We start from the raw sequence: 20409 nt of genomic DNA on the forward strand, positions 1-20409 counted from the left end.
CCCGTTTTCATGCGGTGCTCGGTTTCATCCGGAGTCCATGCCCTTGTTGCGGCGCAGCAGCCACAGGAAGAAGGGGGCGCCGAGCAGTGCGGTGAGGATGCCCAGCGGGAGTTCGTTGGGGCGGTTGACGGTACGGGACAGCAGGTCCACCAGGACCAGGTAGACGGCGCCCAGGAGCGCGGTCAGCGGCAGCAGTCTGCGGTGGTCGGCGCCGAGGGTGAGACGGACGAGATGCGGGATCATCAGTCCGACGAAGCCGATACCGCCCGCCACAGCGATGACGGTGCCGGTGAGCAGCGCGCTGAGGACCAGCAGCAGCGCGCGCAGCCGGTTGACGTCGACGCCGAGCGCGGTCGCGGACTCGTCCCCGGCGAGCAGGGCGTTGAGCCGCCGCCCGAACAGGGACAGCAGGGCGGTCCCAGCGATCACGACGACGGCCACCGTGGGCAGCTGGCTCCACTGGGCCCCGGCGACGCTGCCCAGCATCCAGAACATCACGGTGCGCAGCTCGGTGGGGGTGGCCTCCAGCTGGACGAAGCTGGTCGCCGACAGCAGCACGTAGCCGACCGCGACTCCGGCCAGGACCAGGCGGGTCGGGGCGAGCCGTCCTCTGCGCTGTCCCAGGGCGAAGACCAGCGCCCCGGCGGCGAGCGCGCCGACGAAGGCGGCACCGGACACTCCGATCCCGCCCAGCGCCGCACCGCCCAGGGTGATGACGAGCACGGCGCCGAGGGAGGCGCCGTAGGAGAAGCCGAGGACGGTGGGGTCGGCCAGCGGGTTGGAGACCAGCGTCTGGAGCACCGCGCCCGCCACCGCCAGGCCCGCGCCGACCAGGGCGGCCAGTGCGACCCGGGGGGTGCGGAAGTTCCACACGATCTGGTCGGTGGCCATGTCCGTGGTGGTGCCCTGCCCGGTGACATGGTGGACGACGATGCCCCACACATCACCGACGGGGATGTTCACTGCTCCGATGCTGATCGCCACCACCATGGCGGCGATCAGCACGGCGAGCAGGCCAAGGAAGGCGGCGACCGGCTTCAGGCGGCTCAGAACGCGTCCGGGTGCAGTGTCCGGGCGATCTTCTGGACGGCCAGGTCGTTGCTCGGGCCGAGGTACATCGAGTCCGACAGCACCACGTACGTGTTCTTCTTGGCCGCGGACCACTGGGGGAACTCCTTGAGCAGTTTCTTGGCGTACGCCGCCGGGTTCGGGTCGTTGTAGCCGATGACGACCAGGGCGTCCACGTCGGTGGCGGCGACCTTCTCCTTGCTCAGGTCGGCGAAGGAGGTCTTGGACGCGGACTCGAAGGCGTTGGTGGCGCCCGCCTTGGCGAGGATGTCGTTGTAGATGCCCTTGGCGACGACCGAGCTGAAGTCGTTGCCGCCCATGGCCATATGGGAGAAGAGCACCATGACCTTGGGCTTCTTCTTGTTCTTCACCTTGTCGGAGACCGCAGCGATGTTCTTCTCCGAGGCGGCGATCAGCTTCTCCGCGCGGTCGCCGACGTTGAAGATCTTGCCCATGTCGCGCATCAGCCGGTAGCTGTCGGCGATGGTCATCTTCGAGGTGTTCTGGTCGCAGCCCTGCGGGGAGACATAGGAGTTGGCGCCCGCCTGCTTGAGCTGGTCGCGGGTGGCGAAGCCGTTCTTCTCGTCGAAGCCGTAGGACGTGGTGGACAGCACCAGGTCGGGGCGCAGGCCGAGCATGGCCTCGCGGGGGACGTCGTAGGCGTCGTTGAGCTTGATGTTGCCGGTGGGGAGCTTCTTGATGGCGTCGGCGCGGCCCGGGACCTCGGACCTGCCGTACGTCTGCTGGTTCGCCACGATCCTGTCGCCGAGGCCGAGGGCGAGCAGGGTGGAGACCTCGGCGACGGAGGCGCCGTTCATGACGACCACTCTGCTCGGGGCCTTGGTGAACTTCTCGGTCGTTCCGCAGTTGTCGAGGGTGACCGGGTAGCCGCTCTTCGCGCCGTCGGCGGACGCCTGGTCGGACTTCTTGGCGGACGAGTCGTCCGAGGAGCCGCCGCAGGCCGCCGTGAGCAGACAGAGGGATACGGCCAGGGCGATGGCGGCCGGGCGTTGCTTGGACATGCGGGGCTCCTTGTGGTGCGGAGTCGTGGTGGGGCGAGGAGGTTCTGTTGCAGTAGTCGGACGGACCGGGGGCCGAGTTCCCCGTGACCCGAAGTGAGTTCGCGTCAGGGGATGGCCCGGAGGCGCGCTTCGGCGGGGGCGGGCAGGGCGCCGGTGGTGACGCAGTGGTCGAGGTGGCGGAAGAACTGGACCCGGTCCACCGGTGAGGTGTCGATGCCACTGCCGTGCAGGGCGGCCGAGACGCGGTCCGCGCGGACGGTGCCCAGACCGAGGTCCGGGGCCGGGCCCCGGTCCGGTGCGGCGGAGTCGAAGAACGCCAGCAGGGCGGCCGCGTCCGGTGAGGTGCGCGGCAGCCGGGCGCACCACTCGGGCAGCGGCAGCGTCCGGCAGGGGTAGCCGTACTCGGCCAGCCAGCCGTGGAGGTCGGTGAGCCGGACGGGGGTGCCGGTGGCGTGGTTGAACACCCCTGTGCCGAATGCGGGTTGGGCGCGGCTCAACCATGTGCCGACCGCGGGTTGGGCGAGGCTCAGATGGACGACGGCCGCGGCGGCCCGGTCGACCGGGGTCCAGGTCTCGGCCTCGAACAGCTCGGGGAGGGTGCCCGTCGGTATGCCCGCCCGGAGGACGGTCCAGAGGAAGTCCCGCTCGTTGACGTAGCCGGTGGCGGCCGGGCCGACGATCCGGCCGAGCCGGTGCACGGTGACCGGGAAGCCTCGCTCCGCGGCCTGCTCCAGGAGCCGTTCGGAGGCCCACTTGGACTGCTGGTAGCCGTAGCGCAGTCCGGGGTGCGGGGGCAGGAACTCCTCCGGCACCTCGGGGGCGAGGGAACGCGGGGGCGCCACCGACAGGGTGGAGACGAAGTGCAGCGGGATCGCGCGTTCCGCCGCAAGGTGCAGCAACTGCCGGGTCGACGCGGTGTTGGCGCCGCGCAGGGTGGAGTACTCGCGCATGATGCTGACCGTGGCCCCGTTGTGGAAGATCGCGTCGCAGGTGGCGGCGAGATCGTCGAACCGGGCCCGGTCGAGGCCGAGTCGGGGCAGGGCGAGGTCGGCGGGCAGCGCGGCGATCCGGCCGAGTGCCTCCTCGGAGGGCAGGATGCCCCGGCTGCGCAGCGCGGTACGGATGCGTTCGGCCGCCTCCGTCCCGTCCGCGGCCCGGACGGTGCAGACGATCTTGGCGGTGGTCCGGTCGAGAAGGCGGGCGAGCAGATGCGTGCCGACGAATCCGGTGGCACCGGTCAGCAGGATCCGCCCCGGCTCACCGGACGGACGGGTGCCGCCGCCCGGCCGCAGCCCGGGATCGAGTACGGCGTCGGCGAGCATCGCGGGCGGCAACTGCGGGGCAGCGGCGCCCTGTTGTGCGCTGTCGGCGTCCTTCTGCCCCAGGAAGAGGGCCAGTCCGGCCGGAGTGGAGTACTGGAAGAGCCAGGCCACCTTGATGTCCCGGCCGAGTTCGGCAGCGAGCCGGTTGGCGGCCTGGATGGCCTGAAGGGACTGGGCGCCGAGGTCGAACACATCGTCCCGCGGGCGCACTTCGGCCCCGCCGAGCACCTGGGACCAGACCGCGGTGACCGTGCGCTCCAGCGGTGTGCCGGACGTCCCGGCCGGGTCGGCGGAGGTCGCGGGGGCGGCTGCCAGGGCGGCGCGGTCCGTCTTTCCGGAGGAGGTACGGGGCAGCCGGTCGCGGAACTCGATGGCGGAGGGGATGACGGGCGCGGGCAGCCGGGCCCGCAGATGGTCGCGGACTCCGGCGGCCGTCGGGGTCCCGGTGCCCGGGACGAGATACGCGACCAGCCGCCGGGTGCCGTCGCCAAGGACCTGGCCCACCACGGCCGCCTCCCCGACACCTGGGTGGGCCAGCAGCGCGTTCTCCACCTCGGCCGGGTGCACCCGATGCCCGCTGATCTTGAACTCGTCGTCGGCTCTGCCCCGGAAGCGGAGCTGCCCGTCCGCGCCCGCCTCCACCAGATCGCCGGTGCGATAGGCGCGGGGCGAGCCGGGCAGCCGGGACAGGGGCGCGAACCGGGCGGCGTCCGCCGCGGAGGCGTCGCGGTAGCCGTCGGCCAGATTGCCGCCCAGCAGATACAGTTCGCCGTCGACCACGGCCGCCCGGGTGCCGGGCAGCGGCACCCCGATCGGGACGTCGCCGGGGGCCAGTTCGGGGTCGTGGAGGTCGGCGACGGTGGCCACCACGGTCGCCTCGGTCGGCCCATAGGTGTTGTAGAGGCGGACCGAGGTGCCGACGGCCTTGCGCCACCGCTCGACGCGGTCCGCGAGGGCCGCCTCGCCGCCGATGACGACGGCCCGTACGGTGGCGGGCAGTTCGGCCGTGCCGGTGGAGAGCGCGTAGGCGATCTCGTGCCAGTAGGCCGTGGGCAGGTCCAGGAAACTGACCCGCAGCCGTGCGCACTCGCCGAGGAACCCCGCGATCGAGTCGGTGAGGTCGTCGGGGCGGATCACCAGGGTGGCGCCCGTGCACAGCGTCAGGAAGATCTCCTCGATGCTCGCGTCGAAGTGCAGCGGCGCGAACTGGAGGACCCGGTCACCGCGGTGCAGCCCGTAGCGGTGCCCGGCCCCGGCGACAAAGCGGGCCAGCGCCCGGTGGCCGGTCTGCACGCCCTTGGGCCGCCCGGTGGAGCCGGAGGTGTGCAGGACGTACGCGAGGTCGTCCGGATGCGGTGCCGGGGGTGCGGCGGTCACCGGGGGCGGGGCGGGTGTGCCGAGCCGTAGGACGGGGTGGTGTCCGTACCGTGCGCCGTCCGTCTCGCCGTTGGTGAGGACGAGGGCGGGCCGGACGGAGTCGAGCAGTTCGGCGGTGCGGCTCGCGGGGGCGGTGGGGTCGAGCGGGCAGTACGCCGCTCCCGACAGCAGCACGCCCAGCAGTGCCGTGACGGCGTCGATACCGCGGGGCAGGGCGACGGCGACCAGGTCGCCCTTGCCCACCCCCCGGTCGGCGAGGCGGCGGGCGAGGTCGCGAGCCGAGCCGTAGAGGTGCGCGTAGCCGATCCGCCGGCCGTCCTGTTCGACGGCGGTCGACTCGCCGCGGCGGGCCGCGTGGTCGGCGATCAGGGAGAGCACCGGGCGTTCCGGGGCGGGCAGTGGGCCGCCGTCCAGCAGCAACGGCGCGGCGTCCGCGCCGTCCGGGAGCAGGAAGCCGAGCGGGCGGTCGGGCGCGGCGAGCGCCGCCTCCAGCAGTGCGAACAGGCTCTGCTGGTGGGCCTTGACCTCCGCGGCGGAGTACAGCTCCGGGTTGCCGTCGACCGCGAACCGCAGTCCGCCGCCCTCGGCCCGGTCGTAGACATTGAAGGCGAGGTCGTCGACGGGTCCGGCGGAGATGTTGTGGACCGTGCTGCGGTGGCCCGCGAAGCGCAGATCGTAGGCGAACGGCATGATGTTGACGCCGGGTCCGGACAGCCTGCGGCCGCCGCCGACCAGTTTGAGGTCGCGGCGCGCCTGCTCATAGCGGTAGCGCTGGTGGGGCAGTGCGGCGCGCAGTTCCGCGGAGACGCGTCCGGCGAGGTCGCGCAGGGTGTCGTCGGCGCAGACCCGGATGCGCAGGGGCAGGATGTTGCGGATCATGCAGGGCACGCGCAGCGAGACGGAGCCGAGTCGGCCCATCGCCGGGACGCTGAGGACGGTCTCCGGGGCGCCGGTGGCGCGGTGCAGCTGGGCCGCGGTCACCGCGAGCAGGATCTCGGACCAGGTGACCGACAGCTCCCGTGCCACGGTGCGCAGTTCCCGGGTGCGGTCGGGGTCCAGGTCGGCCGTGTGCCGGTGGAAGGTGCGGGCGGGCAGGGCGGTGCGTCCGGCGGGGCTCGCCACCTCCGGCCGGTCCGCGTGGCGCCCGGTCCAGTAGGAGCGGTCCCGGGTGCGGTGTGCAGAGGCGCGGTAGGCGCTCTCCTCCGCGCGCACCGAGGCCAGGGTCCCGAAGCCGCTGTCGCCCGGGGGCTCGCCGTTCATCAGCGAGGTGTAGACCTGGGCCACGCGGCGGGCGACCAGGGAGAGGCCGAAGCCGTCCAGGGCGATGTGGTGGACGCGGTGGTACCAGAGGTAGTGGTCCTCCGCGAGGCGCAGCAGGGCGTGGCCGAAGAGGGGGCCGTGCGCGAGGTCGGCCGGGCGGTCCATGTCCCGGGCGATCCAGTCCAGGGCTGCGGCGAGGGGTTCGGGGGCGGCGCCGAGGTCGGCCCGGTGCAGCCGCCAGCCGTCCGCGGGGGCGTGGACCTCCCGCGGGCGGCCCCGGTCGTCGACGGCGAAGACGGTGTTCAACGCCTCGGTCTCGGCGACGACTTGATGCAGTGCGGTGTCGAAGGCGTCCGGGTCGACGGGTCCTTCGATGAGGACGTATTCGGCGGTGTTGTAGGCGGGGCTGTCCGGGTCCAGCAACTGGCCGGTCCAGATGCCTTCCTGGGCGGCGAGCAGCGGGTGGCCGGGGTGCTCGGTGAGGTCAGTCGTCGGCACGGACCGCCCCTGTCCGCTCGGAGAGCAGCAGCCACCAGTCGGCGAAGGTGGCACGTTCGGCGAGTTCGACGAAGGTGACGTCCACGCCCGCCTCCCGCCAGCGTTCGATCAGGGTCACGATGCGCAGCGAGTCGAGGCCCGCGTCCAGCACACCGCACGTCAGGTCGACTTCGTCGGGCTGCTGGTAGAGGTACTCCGCCAGGTCGGCGCGGAAGGTCTCCAGGGTGAGGGGAGAAGCCATGGGTGTCGGTCTCTTTCGATAGCTCGTCGGCGGCGGTCAGTTGACCTTGCGCTCGGCATCGCCCCAGAAGCGGTCGCGCAGTTCCCGGCGCAGGATCTTTCCGCTGGGGTTGCGCGGCACCCGGTCGATGAACTCGTAGCGGGCGGGCAGCTTGAAGGCGGCCAGCCGGGCGACGAGGAAGGTGTGCAGGTCGCGCGGGCTGGGGCGGTCTCCCTCGGCGGGGACGACGAAGGCGTGCACATACTCGCCCCAGCGCGGGTCGGGGGCGCCGACGATCACCGCTTCGGCGATGCCGGGGTGGTGTTCCAGGGCGTTCTCGATCTCCGCGGGGTAGACGTTCTCGCCCGCGACGAGGATGGCGTCCTTGATGCGGTCGCGGATGAAGAGATAGCCGTCGGGGTCGACGTATCCGGCGTCGCCGGTATGGATCCAGCCGTCGACGAGGGTTTCGGCGGTCTTGTCGGGCAGCCCCCAGTACTCGACCATCCGGGCGGGCGTGGCGAGGCACACCTCCCCCACCGCGCCGGGCGGGAGTTCGCGGCCGTTGTCGTCGATCACCTTGACGCGTACGCCGGGGTAGGGACGGCCGGCCGCCTGCATCAGCAGGGTGCCGGGGGCGTGGGCGGCGGGCGGCAGGCAGATGGCGGTGTTGCCGGTCTCGGTCAGGCCGTAGATCTGGGCGAAGGCGCAGTCCAGGACGGCGAGGCTCTCGGTGAGGAGGGCCTCGGAGATGGGGGAGCCGCCGTAGACGGTCTTGCGCAGGGAGCGGAAGTCCTCGGCGGTGACGCCGGGTTCGGCGAGCATCATCCGGAGCATGGCGGGGACCACGCAGGCGGTGGTGATGCCGAGGTCCCGGATCAGGTCGACGGCCTGGCGGGCGGCGAAGGTGCGCAGCGCGACGACGGTGGTGCCGGCGTTGAAGTTCTGGGTGGCCCACCACAGTCCGCCGACATGGAAGCCGGGGATGCCGATCAGGGCCTTGTCGCCCGGGCGCCAGTCGATCCAGTCCACGCGCGCCTCGGCCATGGCGGTGGCGATGGCGAAGAAGCTGCGGTGGGCGAGGACCACTCCCTTGGGGAGTCCGGTGGTGCCGCTGGTGTAGAGCTGGGCGATCGGGGTGTCGGGGGTGGGCTCGACAACGGCGGCGTCGTGGTCGCCGTGGGCCGCCTTCCAGGCGGGGAAGCCGTCGTCGGTGCCGAGCGCGACAACGGTCTCCGGCGGCTCGGTCGGCATGGCGTCGACGATGTGCCGGAACTCCTCCTCCACGAACAGCAGCCGGGTGGCGGAGTCCTGGAGGATGTGCCCGGCCTCGGGGGCGGTGAGCCGCCAGTTCACCGGGACCAGGACGGTACCGGTCTTGGCGCAGCCGAAGAGGACCTCGTAGTAGTGCTCCGACTCCTTTCCGAGGTAGGCGATCCGGTCGCCGGGGCGGAGGCCCGCGGCGGTGAGGGCGTGCGCGATGCGGTTGCTCTCGCGGTGCAGTCCCGCGTAGGTGAGGGTGCGCCCTTCGCAGAGCACGGCCGGGGTGTCCGGCTGCCGTTCGGCGTGCAGGCGTGCCGTCTCGACCAGGGTGCGCGGCCGGGCGGCGGCCGGGGCGGGACCGGTTTCCCGCGGTGCCGGGGACACGTCCATGCTGGGGCTCCGTCCTGTTCGTGTCGGGGGTGGGGGTACGGCGCGGGGTTCAGCCGAGGTTGACGAAGGCGAGCGTGGCCTCGCCGTCGCACCGGCCACCGTCCGCGTCCCAGTACCGGTGGACGGTCTGAGCGTGCAGGAACGGGGCGGCGCCGCCCGGGGCGCGCCGGGTGACGGAGCGGAACTCCAACTCCCCCGAGAAGTCGCGCGGGTCGACCGGGCGGCGGAACTGGGAGGCGAAGCGGGCGATGAGGATGTCCGGGAGCTGGTGGCGCCAGAAGTCGTCCAGCGTCCAGTCCTCGAAGCCGGTGAGCAGCCGCTCCTGGACCGACTTGGCGACCAGGTAGTACATCATCTGGTTGTAGGCGATGTTGACCTCGACCGAGTTCAGATGGCCGGTGTCGTCGATGTAGCAGGACTCGGGGATGGCGAAGGTGCAGCGGGCGGCGGACAGTCCGTCCTGTGCGGTGACCACGGCGGAACGCAGATACGAGCAGTGTGCCTTGTAGGGCACCAGGACCCGTTCGAGGAGTTCCTCGTCGGTGTCGAAGGACGGCTGCGGTGCCGCGTCCGCGCCGGTGGAGGTGAGCGTGGTCATACGGCCTGGATCCCGTCGTGGAGCTTGCGCTCGTCGTGCACGGTCACGCGGTAGGAGACCGTCGGTTCCGGCGTGGTGGTGTGCCGTGCGCGGTGGATGAGGCTGCGGTTGTCCCACACCAGCAGATCGCCCTGCTCGAAGCTCTGGAGGTGGATGTCGGGGTGCTCGAAGGTGTCGTCGAGCTGGCCGGTCGCCTCGAAGAGGCGCTTGAGCAGTTCGTCGTCGAGGGGCTTGCCGTCGGCGTCCTCGATGCCGACGGTAAAGCCCTCGCTGAGGTAGAGGACGGTCTCGCCGGTCATCGGGTGGGGGAAGGCGGTCGGCTGGCGCACGGCGGGGGTCTTCTGCTCGACCTCCTCGATGATCTCCGATATCGGCCGGTAGACGTCGTGCGGGCGGATCTTGAAGTACTTGCGCACAGAGTGGGTGCAGTACGTGCCCTCGATCTCCTTCTTCAGTTCCTCGGGCAGCCGCTCGTAGGCGGTGCCCATGTCGATGAAGTAGGTGCCGCGGTTCTTCTGCGGGATGACCTGGGGGTGGATCAGGGTGATGCCGAAGGGGTCGGGCATGAACTGGTAGTCGGCGTGCCAGAACTTGCCGGTCTTGGGTACGCCGATCTGCTTGCCGTTCTCCGGGACGTTGGAGGAGACGAAGACCTCGGGCACCTCGGGGTGCTGGTACATCGGCTCGTAGTAGGTCTCCGGGCGGCCGAGGCGCCTGCCGAGTTCGAGGAAGGCCTCCGGAGTGAGGTCCTGGTTCTTCAGGACGGCGATCTTCTTGGTGTAGATGGTCTGCTTGAGGGTCTGGATGTCGGCGTCGGAGGCGGTGGTGTGGTCGAAGTCCTCGACGGTGGCGCCGAGGGTGGCGCCGGGCTGGTCGGTGATGCGCATGGCTGCAACCTCCTTGGTGGGTTGGTGAGTTGGTGAAGTGGTGCGGTGCTGGCGGGGTCGGGCCGTGGGAGACCCCGGGGGTACGGGCCGTCAGGGAACTGCGGGGTCGGCCGTCTGCTTGGCATCGATGAGTTCCGCGGTCGCGGCGAGCGTGAGGCCCGTCCGGAGTTCGCTGTCGGCGACGACGACCCCGAGATCGCGTTCGATACGGATGCCGATCTCGACCATCGTCAGCGAGTCGACGTCGAGTTCGGCGAAGGTGGCCTCCGGCCGGACCAGGTCGGCGGGGGTGTCGTGCAGCCTGCCGAGGATCTCGACGAGCCGCTCATAGGTGGTGCTCACGGGGTGGTGTCCTCTCCTTGGTACGGGGGTGGGACCGGCGCGGACAGCGCGGGCCAGGTCAGAACGCAGGAGCCCCAGGTGAGGCCGCCGCCGAACGCGGTGAGCAGCAGCCGGGAGCCGGGCTCGACCGGCGTCCGGGCCGCGGTGTCGGCGAGGGCGAGCGGGATGGACGCGGCGCCCGTGTTACCCACGGACCGAAGGTGCGTCAGACAGCGTTCCCGGGGCAGTTCGAGGTCGTCGGCGACGGAGTGCAGGATGCGCAGATTGGCCTGGTGCGGGGCGAAGAGGTCGACATCGGCGGGCTTCCAGCCGGCCCGGTCGAGGACGGTGCGCGCCGACTCGGCCATACGTGTCACCGCGTTCCGGTAGACCTCCTTGCCCCGCATCGCGAAGTGCAGGTCGGCGCGGGAGGTCCGGCCGGGTTCCGGGCGGCTGCGGGAGCCGCCCGCGGCCACCATGATCATGTCCTCGTGGGCACCGTCGCTGCCGAGGTCGAACGGGCCGAGCGCGCCCGGCTCGTCCGGGTGGCCCGCGCGCAGGACGACCGCTCCGGCGCCGTCCCCGAAGATGATCGCGTTGGCGCGGTCGGCGGGGTCCACGATGGTCGAGTAGGTGTCCGCGCCGGTGACCAGCACTCGGCGGGCGGTCCCGGCCGCGATGAGCCCGGCGGCGGTGGCGAGGCCGTAGACGAACCCCGTGCACACGGCGGCGACATCGAAGGCGGCGGCCCCGGCCAGGCCCAGCCGGGCGGCGACCAGGGGCGCGGTGGCCGGGCAGGTGCGGTCGGGGGTGGTGGTGGCGACGACCACGGCGTCCACGGACGAGTCGCCGGACGAGTCGAGCGCGCGGCGGCCCGCCTCGACGGCGAGGTCGGAGGTCGCCTGTCCCGGCTCGATCGTATGGCGGCTGCCGATCCCGGTACGGGTGCGGATCCAGGTGTCGTCGGTGTCGAGCCGCTCGGCGAGGTCGTCATTGGTGACCAGGCGGGGCGGCAGCCAGCCGCCGAGACCGCACAGGACGGCGGCGGGCGGCGCGGACGGCACGGGCGGTCGTCCGGCAACGGCAGAGGACATGGGGGTGCTCCAGGCGGGGGCGGGTGACGGCAACGGGTTGCTGCGATACGGGACTTGGGGCTGGGGTTTCAGATGCGGGCGCTCCGGCGCACGGTCAGGGTGGCGAGCGCCCCGCAGGCCAGCGCGGCCGCCGACACCAGGAACGCCGTCCGGATGCCGTCCAGGAGCGCGCCGCCCGGGGACGCCTGGCCGACCCCGCCGGACACGGCGACCAGCAGGGCAAGACCGACGGCCCCGCCGATCTGGAGGGTGGTGGACGCGAGGCCCGAGGCCACGCCCTGGTCGCCGGGGGCCACTCCGGAGGAGGCGGCGATCCACATACCGGTCCAGGCGGCGCCCTGGCCGATGCCGAGGAGCACGATGCCGGGCAGCAGGACCGGGTAGCCGCGGTCGCTGCCGAGGGCGAGCGCCAGGGCCACCGCTCCGGCGGTTCCGAGGCCCAGTCCCCCGGCCAGCATCCGCCGCATGCCGAAGGCGCCCACGGACCGCTCCCCCGCCTGGGTGCCGACCGCCACCACCACGGCGGGGACGAGGAAGGCGAAGCCGGTGGCGAGGGCGCTGTAGCCGTGCACGCGCTGGAAGTAGAGCGTGAGGAAGTACGGCAGGGAGCTGAAGGTCGCGCTGAACAGGGCGGTCACTCCCATGGCGGCGATCAGTCCGCGGTGGGCCAGCAGCCGCCCCGGCACCAGGGGGTCACGGGAGCGCCTCTCGACCACCGCGAACAGGGCGAGCAGGACGGCGGACGCGGTGGCGGCGGCGAGGGTGCCGGGGCTGAGCAGGCCCGCGGCAGGGGCATGCACCAGCACGAAGACCAGCAGGGTCAGACCGCCCGTCGCGGTGAGCGCGCCCGCGGCGTCGAAGCGCCGGGCACCGGAGCGGACGGCGTCGGCCGGGAAGAGGGCCCGGCCCGCCAGGGCGATGGCCGCGGCCACCGGGACGTTGACCAAGAACACCGAGGGCCAGCCGAACGCGTCCACCAGGACTCCGCCGAGCAGCGATCCGAAGCACAGTCCCCCCGCCCCGGCGGCACCCCACACGGCCAATGCCCGGTTACGGACCGGGCCTTCCTCGTACAGAGTGGTGAGCAGGGCCAGGGTGGCGGGGAAGAGCAGGGACCCGCCGATGCCCTGGAGGGCCCGGACGGCTATCAGCAGCCAGGGCTCCCGGGCCAGGCCGCCGACGAGTGAGGACGCGGAGTAGAGCAGGGCGGCGGCGACGAACACACGGCGCCTGCCGAGCAGATCGGCGGCCCGCCCGCCCAGCAGCAGAAAGCCGCCGGTGGTCACGACATAGGCACTGACCACCCATTGCAGATCGGGGTCGGAGAAGCCCAGCCGCTGTCCTATTCCGGGCAGTGCCACATACACGATGCTGTAGTCGAGCGAGATCACCAGCTGCGCCGCCGCCAGTACGAGCAGCGGAAGTCCGAGCCGTTGACGATGCGGTGCCCGGGCCTGTTCGGTCACGGACATCATCGGCCACCCCTCGGGGTCGGGAAACGGAACGGGTCAGCACGGAACGGTCCATGCGCGTGCCATCCGGCTCGATGTCGCCGACAGAGCGTCGGACATGCGAACCGAACACGAAGAATATGTACCCATGCGGGCGATCAACAGATCAGGAGTTCGATCTTTTTCAGTCACCATAGCATCCCTCAACCGGGCTTGGAACAGCCTGAATTGAGCGGAGAACGGCACTGGAGAAACCGCGAAAAATACAGCACGAATTCCCGGCAGTCATGGACTGCCGGGTCGAGAGAAAAAGAGGCGGAATTTGCCCGCATCAGGTATTGCCGGTCACATCTCCCCCATGAGCCGGCGGACTTCGGTGATCAGCGCGACCAGGGCGAGCCGTTCGGGCGGCGTGGTTTCCGGGTGCCAGAGGTCCACGAGCAGACAAGTGCGGGGGCGGTCTCCGTCATTGCGCGCCTCATGTTGGAACGAATAGTCGAACAGCAGACACCGCCCCTCCTCCCAACTGCGGGTCTCACCTGCGACGGTGAGGCTGCACCCCTCCGGGATGTCGACCGCGAGATGCAGGTTGATACTGAAGTTCCACAGGTCGCAGTGGGGTGGGACGGCCGCTCCGGGCAGCAGCGTGGAGAAATGGCTTTCGAGCAGCGGACAGATGGTCCGGGTGTCGACGGCGAACTCCTTGAGCACCCGGTGGGCGGTGGGTGCGGTGACAGCCGATTCCGGAACGATTCCTCCGTCGCGATAGAGGTAGAGCGCCTGCCAGTTGTGCTGGCGTGTCAAGTAGTGCTCGTAGTCGGAGAAGGCGTCGCGGCGCCGGGTCCAGGCCTCGGTGAGTTCGCTCTTGATCGCCCGGTGATGTGCTTCCAGTTCCTTGACGAGCGGGGCGAGTTCGGGATGGCCGTACGGGTCGTGCCAGGGAATCTGCGAGAGCCCGGGCAGGATCCATTTCGCGCCTTTCTGGAGCGGATGCCGGTCGCCCTCGCGCCCCGGCTTCAGCATCGCCTCGACGCGGGCGAGCGAATCGGGTCCGAACTCCGCGCGTATCGCGTCGAAAGCGGCGTCTGTCTCGGGTGTCATTCGAGCCTCCGGGGAAGAGGGGCGGCGGAACGGATCCGCCGTCGCGTCCGAACGGCTGCTGCGGCAGGTCTGGGATCGAGCCGTCCCCCTAGGAGTCGGACCGGCCGAGCGATGAGTTCCCGGGTTCTCCCACGAGTTGGGCGGGCCCGGACCCCAGGCCCCCGCTCTCGGATCGCCCTGCACCCTTGGATCTCTCTCACACACAGGGAGTCGTACGGCCGGGGCCGGAAGTTCCCACGCACCCTGCACCTCGGCGCACCCCGGCTCATTCCGGGTGGGCTCTCGGAAGCCCCGCAGCGCATGCCCCCACCTCCATAAGTGCAAAAAATCCTGCGTTTGCGTTACGCTGGAGAGTGTCCGCGATCGGCGTTCCCGGCGCACTCGGCAGCGATACGCCCCACGGCAGCACCGGCCGAGCACGTCAGGAGCACCACCGGACCGGCGGAACCACACCCGGACCGCCGCCACGACCCCCGTCCGCGGAAGCGGGCGGAGGAATGGAGGACACCGATGAGCACCGACGCCGTACACCCCGATGTCGTCGTCGCGGGCGCGGGCCCGGTCGGCATGGTGACGGCCCTGCTGCTGGACTCGGCCGGGATCACGGTGGAACTGGTGGAACGCCTCACCGAGGGCGACCCCCACTCCCGGGCCACCGTCCTGCACCCCCGCACCCTGGAGGCCCTGACCACGATCCGGTACGACGACGGCCGCAGGCTCACCGACGTTCTGCTGGCCCATGGCCGGACCCTGCCCAGGACCCACTTCGCCGCCCTGCCCCAACTGCTTGACTACAGCGGGCTGGACACCCCCCACCCCTACATCCTCCAGATCACCCAGGCCACCACCGAGCGGGTGCTCGCCGCGCTCGTCGAGGCGCGCGGCATCCGGGTGCACCGCGGCCGGGAGGTCACCGGATTCGAGCAGGACGCCGAGGGCGTGCGGGTGCACATCGGCGAGACCGTCGTGCGAGCGGGGCATCTGGTGGGGGCCGACGGCGCGTGGAGCCTGGTGCGGGAGCGGGCCGGGATCTCCTTCCCCGGAGTGGCCGGCACCGTCAAGGGCTATCTCGGCGACGTCGAACTGGACGACCCGCCGCCCGGCCCGACCCACCTCTGGGACCACCGGACCGGCTGGGTCACCGTGCTGCCCCTGTTCGACGGCATCCACCGGATGTTCGGTGTGCTGCCCGAGGACACCGGGCTGACCCCCGAAGAGGTCGCCGCCCGGCGGAGCACCCCCCTCACCCTGGAGGATCTGCGCGCCATCCTGAAGCGGATCGCGGGCACCGACTACGGGCTGCGGAACGCGGTGTGGATCTCCACGACGGGCAACACCACCCGGCACGCCGACCGGTACCGGGTGAACCGTGTGTTCCTGGCGGGCGACGCCGCCCATGTGCACTTCCCGGCGGGCGGCCAGGGAGTCAATGTCGGCATCCAGGACGCCGTCAACCTCGCCTGGAAGCTCGCCGCCGAGATCAAGGGCCGGGCCACCCCGCTGATCACCGACGGCCCGGCCTCCTACGACGCCGAGCGGCGGCCGGTCGCCGAGCTGCTGGCGTCCAACACCCAGGCCCAGACCGCGCTGATGACCACCTTCACCCCCGAGGGCGCGGCTCAGCGCGACCTGATGAGCACACAGCTCACCGGGGCGGAGGCCAACGGGCGGCTGGCCGCCCTGCTGTCGGGACTGAGCGTGTCCTACGGCACCCCCGACGCGGCGCACCCCCTGGACGGCCATCGGATGCCGGACCTGCCCCTGCGGGACGGCGGCACCCTGCTGCGGCGGCTGCGCATCGACCGCTTCCTGCTGCTGGACTTCACCCCGTCCGGGGAGTTCGCCGCGCTGGAGTCGCCCGCGGTCGAGGTGGCGGGGGCGAAGCCCCGGCACGGACTGGCCGCCGCGCTGGTACGGCCCGACGGCCATGTCGCCCGCGCCTGGACCGTGGCGGACGTCGGCCGGGCCGGGGCGGCACTCGCCGACTGGGTGTCCCTCTGACCGGCGGTCACGCGGTCGAGGAGTTCGCCGCCTCTCCCGCCGTCCGGATCCGGGACGTCAGCTCTTCGTAGGTCGGGATCGCGGGCAGCGCCGTGGCGGTCGCGAGTCCGCCGAGGAAGATGCGCACCTGCCGGGTGGCCAGGGCGGTGGCCTGGTCGCGCGGCAGATGGGGCAGCGGACGGCAGACCAGGGTCGAGGTGATGACCAGGTCCATGACCGTGATGCCGGGGCCGACCACACCGGCCGCCCGGCCCGCCGCGAGCAGGTCCTCCAGGCTGGCGTCGATCTCGCGCTGGGCCGCGGCGATCTCCGGATCGTCGGCCACCGGGCCGCCGACCAGCGGCAGGACCAGCATGTCCCGCCGGGCGATGAGGTCCAGGAGAAAGCGCTCGATCGCCCCCAGCGGGTCCGTGCGTGCGGTGCGGCCCGCCTCGCGCGCGGTGTCCAGGACCAGTTGGAAGCCGTCGAGCAGGACCTGGCGGATCAGCGCTCCCCGGTCCGGGAAGCGGCGGTACAGGGTGGCGATGTTCACCCCGGCGCGGCGGGCGATCTCGTCCAGCGGAGCGGCCGTACCAGACTCCAGGAACACCTGGCGGGCCGCGGCCAGCACCTGGGCGCGGTTGCGCTCGGCGTCCGCGCGCAGCCTGCGCGGCGCGCCGGGCGACGCCTTCTCGCCGTCCTGTGACGCGGGCGAAGTCACCGTGCCTCCCGTTGTTCCCCGTGAACCACCCCCGAGACTACGTGACGATCCCGTACCGCCCCGGAGCCCCGCGCCCGGCGGCCGCCGCTCCCCCGACGGAGCCCAGACTGTGCCTGCGGCCCTGCGGCCCTGCGGCCCAGTTGGTCCGCTCGCCTCACAGCCGGACGATGACCAGCCCGATGTCGTCGCGGGCTCCCCCGGCCACCCCGAGTTCGGCGAGGAGCGCGTCGGCCAGGCGTTCGGGGCTGAGGGTGCTGTACCGGCCGAGGGCATCGGCGAGACGGCCCAGGCCCGCCTCGATGTGCTCGTCACGGCGTTCGATCAGACCATCGGTGTAGAGCACGAGCAGATCTCCGGGCGTGTAGGTCAGTCCGGCCTGGGGGCGGGGCACATGCTGGGGGCGGGCGCCGAGCGGCGGATCGGTGGCCTGGTCCAGGAACTCGCACACGCCGTCCGGATGCACCAGCACCGGCGGCGGGTGCCCGGCATTGCTGTAGATGATCAGGCGGCTGCGGGGGTCCACCATGGCCATGACGGCCGTGGTGTTCAGCGCGCCGTCGACCGAGCGGGCGTAGAGGCCCACCACCTCCATGGCCTGCGCAGGCCGCTCCAGGGCGCGGATGGCGGCGCTCAGCGCGCTGCGCAGCATCCCCATGACGGCGGCGGCCTCCAGACCATGGCCGACGACATCGCCGACCGCCACCGCGAACCGGCCGTCGGGCAGGTCCACCACGTCGTACCAGTCGCCGCACACATTCAGCGAACCGGTGGCCGGAAGGTAACGCACGGCCACGTTCTCGTGGCGGGCCAGGTCGGGCGACTGGAGCATGGCCTCCTGGAGGGTCACGGCCACCTGGCGCTCACGGTTGTGGGCCTGTCTCAGCTCCTCGTTCAGCACCTGGAGCTCACGCGCCCGTGCGTACAGCTCGGCCTCCAGGGCCTCGCGTTCGGTCAGCTGTTTGGACGAACGGCGGGCGCCCGGGGCGTGGGAGCGGACGTACTCGGTGACGTCCTCCACCCGGTGGATGATCCAGGCCACGTTTCCGTCCGGGCCTGGGATCGGCGTATTGACCGGGGACCACCAGCGCTCCTCGAACGCGCCGGGACGTCCGACGATCGGGATGTCGTACTTCTGGAGCGCCATGGTGTCGGGCTGCCCGGACGTCAGGACACGGCGCAGCGAGGCCATCAGATTGCGCACGCCGTCGGCTTCGGGGTCGGCGGGGTTGTCCGGGAAGGCGAGGAAGAGCTGCTGCCCGATCAGGTCCTCCCGGGTCCTGCGGGTCGCGGCCAGATACGCCTGGTTGACCTCCGCGATCACCAGCTGGGGCGTCACGACGAGGTAGGGGCTCGGCGTGGCGGCGAACAGCGCCGCGTAGTCCATCTCCGTGCCCTGCATTGCCACCGGCTCCCTTCCCGCCTCTCCCCCGCCGCCCGACCGCCCCTTCACGCTACGATCCGCGCATCCGCGCCGCCCTTCGAAGACCGCCCGCCGAAGACCGGCCGGTGGTGAGACGACCCGGGGGGTGCATGCGTACGTGTGCCTGTGAAGAACGCGACCGGCAGGCACCGCTCATGATCGAACTCGGCCGCCCGCTCCGGACCGGCGGCACCGCGCACGCCGGAGCGGACCGGCGCGGCCCCGCTCCCGCGCCTTGCCCCGCGCGTCAGCCGCCGTCTCCGCCTCCGCAACCTCACGTTGGTGCGGCGCGGAAAACCTCTGGAGATGTGACTGCCGTACGTCTCCCCCTGGGACTCCCCAGACGTCTTCCGGTCCGCCAGGCACTGTGTCTGATCCCGCTCGCCCTGGTGCTCGTGGTCGCCGCCCGGCACCGGGCCGTGCTCACGGATGGTTTCGGCCATCTGCGATCGGCCGAATGGCCCTGGCTGATGGCCGCCGCCGGTGCGACCTGTCTGACGTGGGTGGCGGCCGCCCTCACCCGGCAGGGCGCGGTGGTGCAGCGGCTGCCCCTGCGGCGGCTGCTGGCCACGCAGTTCGCGGCGGGTGCGGCCAACCATCTGCTGCCCACCGGGCTCGGTGCGAGCGCGGTCAATCTGCGCTTCATGACCGTGTGCGGGGTGCCGCTCGCCCGATCCTCGGCCGCGCTGGCGCTGTACATGCTGGCGGAGGGGATCACCAGGATCGGCCTGCTGCTGGTCCTGCTGGTCGCCTTCCCGGACGCACTGCGCCTCGGCTCCCTCGTGCCCGCCGCGGCGACGGGCCCGCTCGCCCTGGTCGCCGCCGGGGCGGTGGGTGTCGCGGTGACGGTCCTGCTGCTGGTCCGGCGGGTGCGCACGCCCGTGTTCTCGTTCGTGCGCACGGCACTCGGGGAGGCCCGCTCGGTGCACACCCGGCCTGCCCGCGCGCTCGCCCTGTGGGGCGGTTCGCTGGCGTTCCCCGCGCTCCAGGCGGCCGGTCTGGCCGCGGTGGGCCGGGCGCTCGCGCTTCCGGTGCCGCCCGTGCACATGGCGGTCGCGTATCTGGCGGCGACCCTCGCGGTGGCCGCCGTGCCCACCCCGGGCGGGATCGGTTCGGTGGAGGCGGCGCTGATCGTCGCCCTGGTCGCGGCGGGCGGGCCGGTGGCGGTGGCGACGGCGGTGGTACTGGCGTACCGGATCATCACGGTGTGGCTGCCGCTGCTGCCGGGCGCGCTGACGCTGGGGGCACTGGTCCGGCTGAAGGTGATCTGACCGGGGCGGGGCCATACCGGGGCGGCCATACGGCCGTGCGCCGCCGCCCGCCTGCCCCGGTCCCCCAGTCGCAGGCATCCGCCAGCCCCGGTCTCCGGGTCGCTGCCGTCCGCCCGTCGCTTCCGCCGTCCACCGGACAACCGTCGTACTGGGGAGTAACCTCTGCGGGGCCAGCCCTTCCCGCCCGTGAAAGAGGCAGCCCGATGCCGGTCCGGACCGAACGTCAGGGGTGTGTCACCACCGTCGTCCTCGCCCGTCCCGAGGCCCGCAACGCGGTGGACGGGCCGACGGCCGCCGCGCTCGCCGATGCCTTCCGGGCGTTCGAAGAGGATCCGGCGGCGCGGGTGGCGGTGCTGTGGGGCGAGGGCGGGACCTTCTGCGCGGGCGCCGACCTGAAGGCGGCCGGGACCGGGCGGGGCAACCGGGTGGCCGAGGACGGCGACGGCCCGATGGGCCCGACCCGGCTCAGGCTGACCAAGCCGGTGATCGCGGCTGTCGCCGGGCACGCGGTGGCGGGTGGTCTGGAGCTGGCCCTCTGGTGCGATCTGCGCATCGCCGAGGAGGACGCGGTGTTCGGGGTCTACTGCCGCCGCTGGGGCGTGCCGCTGATCGACGGCGGCACCGTACGCCTGCCACGGCTGATCGGCACCGGCCGGGCCCTGGACATGATCCTCACCGGCCGACCGGTACCGGCCCGGGAGGCTCTGGACATGGGGCTCGCCAACCGCGTCGTACCGACCGGGCGGGCGCGCGCCGAGGCGGAGGAACTGGCCGCCGACATCGCCCGGTTCCCCCAGGCGTGCCTGCGCAGCGACCGCGCCTCGGTGCTCGACCAGGAGGGGCTGGACGAGGAGGCGGCGCTGCGCGGCGAAGTCCGGTACGGCATGGGCGTACTGGCCGAGGGGCTTCAGGGAGCGGCCCGTTTCGCGGCCGGGGCGGGGCGACACGGCTCGTTCACCGACATGTGACGACGCGCCATGTCGCGGGCGCGGTCCGGCGGCCTCAACGACCGGTCACCGTCGCCCCGTTCACCGCAGGTCACCGCCATACGGCAGGATGAATCCCCCGCTCCGGGCGGCGCAGAGCCGTCCGGAGCCGATCGTGCATGCCGTGATGTGAGCAAGGTGGCAAGGTGACGAGTCCTT

General features: G+C 72.0%; 16 protein-coding genes. 3 read left to right on the plus strand and 13 right to left on the minus strand.

Annotation, left to right across the window (positions count from 1 at the left end):
• Window positions 1–24 precede the first annotated feature (24 nt).
• From ACIHAA_RS24510 to ACIHAA_RS24560, 11 genes are all read right to left on the minus strand, one after another.
• Complete coding sequence (locus tag ACIHAA_RS24510; protein ID WP_399820839.1) at window positions 25–990, minus strand: FecCD family ABC transporter permease; 966 nt, start codon at window positions 988–990, stop codon at window positions 25–27.
• A 56-nt stretch (window positions 991–1046) separates the two neighbouring features.
• On the minus strand, window positions 1047–2090 hold the full coding sequence (locus ACIHAA_RS24515) for an ABC transporter substrate-binding protein (RefSeq protein ID WP_399820642.1): 1044 nt from the start codon (window positions 2088–2090) through the stop codon (window positions 1047–1049).
• 104 nt (window positions 2091–2194) lie between these two features.
• On the minus strand, window positions 2195–6547 hold the full coding sequence (locus tag ACIHAA_RS24520; RefSeq protein ID WP_399820643.1) for an amino acid adenylation domain-containing protein: 4353 nt from the start codon (window positions 6545–6547) through the stop codon (window positions 2195–2197).
• Entirely contained in the window at window positions 6534–6788 is a 255-nt protein-coding gene (locus tag ACIHAA_RS24525) for a phosphopantetheine-binding protein (RefSeq protein ID WP_399820645.1), read from the minus strand. The genes ACIHAA_RS24520 and ACIHAA_RS24525 overlap by 14 nt, the downstream gene beginning before the upstream one ends.
• Window positions 6789–6824: 36 nt before the next feature.
• Window positions 6825–8420, minus strand: a complete 1596-nt coding sequence (locus ACIHAA_RS24530; protein WP_399820647.1) for a long-chain-fatty-acid--CoA ligase — start codon at window positions 8418–8420, stop codon at window positions 6825–6827.
• Between the two features lie 49 nt (window positions 8421–8469).
• Window positions 8470–9018 (minus strand): FcoT family thioesterase, encoded by a 549-nt coding sequence (locus tag ACIHAA_RS24535; protein WP_399820649.1) that lies wholly within the window; start codon window positions 9016–9018, stop codon window positions 8470–8472.
• On the minus strand, window positions 9015–9905 hold the full coding sequence (locus tag ACIHAA_RS24540; RefSeq protein ID WP_399820650.1) for a TauD/TfdA dioxygenase family protein: 891 nt from the start codon (window positions 9903–9905) through the stop codon (window positions 9015–9017). The genes ACIHAA_RS24535 and ACIHAA_RS24540 overlap by 4 nt, the downstream gene beginning before the upstream one ends.
• A 90-nt stretch (window positions 9906–9995) precedes the next feature.
• Window positions 9996–10247 carry an acyl carrier protein gene (locus ACIHAA_RS24545; protein WP_399820652.1) on the minus strand — a complete coding sequence of 84 codons (252 nt, stop codon included), beginning with the start codon at window positions 10245–10247 and terminating at the stop codon, window positions 9996–9998.
• Window positions 10244–11320: a beta-ketoacyl-ACP synthase III gene (locus ACIHAA_RS24550; RefSeq protein WP_399820654.1), complete on the minus strand. Its 1077-nt coding sequence runs from the start codon at window positions 11318–11320 to the stop codon at window positions 10244–10246. The genes ACIHAA_RS24545 and ACIHAA_RS24550 overlap by 4 nt, the downstream gene beginning before the upstream one ends.
• Window positions 11321–11388: 68 nt before the next feature.
• Complete coding sequence (locus tag ACIHAA_RS24555; protein WP_399820842.1) at window positions 11389–12792, minus strand: MFS transporter; 1404 nt, start codon at window positions 12790–12792, stop codon at window positions 11389–11391.
• Window positions 12793–13116: 324 nt separating this feature from the next.
• Window positions 13117–13872, minus strand: coding sequence for an aspartyl/asparaginyl beta-hydroxylase domain-containing protein (locus ACIHAA_RS24560; RefSeq protein WP_399820656.1), 756 nt, complete (start codon window positions 13870–13872; stop codon window positions 13117–13119).
• A gap of 510 nt (window positions 13873–14382) precedes the next feature.
• On the opposite strand from ACIHAA_RS24560, the gene ACIHAA_RS24565 reads away from it, so the two are divergent.
• Window positions 14383–15873, plus strand: a complete 1491-nt coding sequence (locus ACIHAA_RS24565) for an FAD-dependent oxidoreductase (RefSeq protein ID WP_399820658.1) — start codon at window positions 14383–14385, stop codon at window positions 15871–15873.
• Between the two features lie 7 nt (window positions 15874–15880).
• Here ACIHAA_RS24565 and ACIHAA_RS24570 read toward each other — a convergent pair whose 3' ends face one another.
• Window positions 15881–16573, minus strand: coding sequence for a TetR/AcrR family transcriptional regulator (locus ACIHAA_RS24570; RefSeq protein WP_399820660.1), 693 nt, complete (start codon window positions 16571–16573; stop codon window positions 15881–15883).
• Window positions 16574–16727: 154 nt separating this feature from the next.
• Window positions 16728–17972, minus strand: a complete 1245-nt coding sequence (locus ACIHAA_RS24575) for a PP2C family protein-serine/threonine phosphatase (RefSeq protein ID WP_399820662.1) — start codon at window positions 17970–17972, stop codon at window positions 16728–16730.
• 329 nt (window positions 17973–18301) lie between these two features.
• Here ACIHAA_RS24575 and ACIHAA_RS24580 point away from each other — a divergent pair, with 329 nt between their 5' ends.
• Together ACIHAA_RS24580 and ACIHAA_RS24585 are read left to right on the plus strand one after the other, a co-directional pair.
• Window positions 18302–19264: a YbhN family protein gene (locus ACIHAA_RS24580; protein ID WP_399820664.1), complete on the plus strand. Its 963-nt coding sequence runs from the start codon at window positions 18302–18304 to the stop codon at window positions 19262–19264.
• Window positions 19265–19467: 203 nt separating this feature from the next.
• The gene (locus tag ACIHAA_RS24585; RefSeq protein ID WP_399820666.1) at window positions 19468–20232 is read left to right on the plus strand and encodes a crotonase/enoyl-CoA hydratase family protein; all 765 of its coding nucleotides are present in this window, start codon (window positions 19468–19470) and stop codon (window positions 20230–20232) included.
• Window positions 20233–20409 lie beyond the last annotated feature (177 nt).

This window comes from Streptomyces sp. NPDC052040 (assembly GCF_044548405.1).
Taxonomy (GTDB): Bacteria; Actinomycetota; Actinomycetes; order Streptomycetales; family Streptomycetaceae; genus Streptomyces.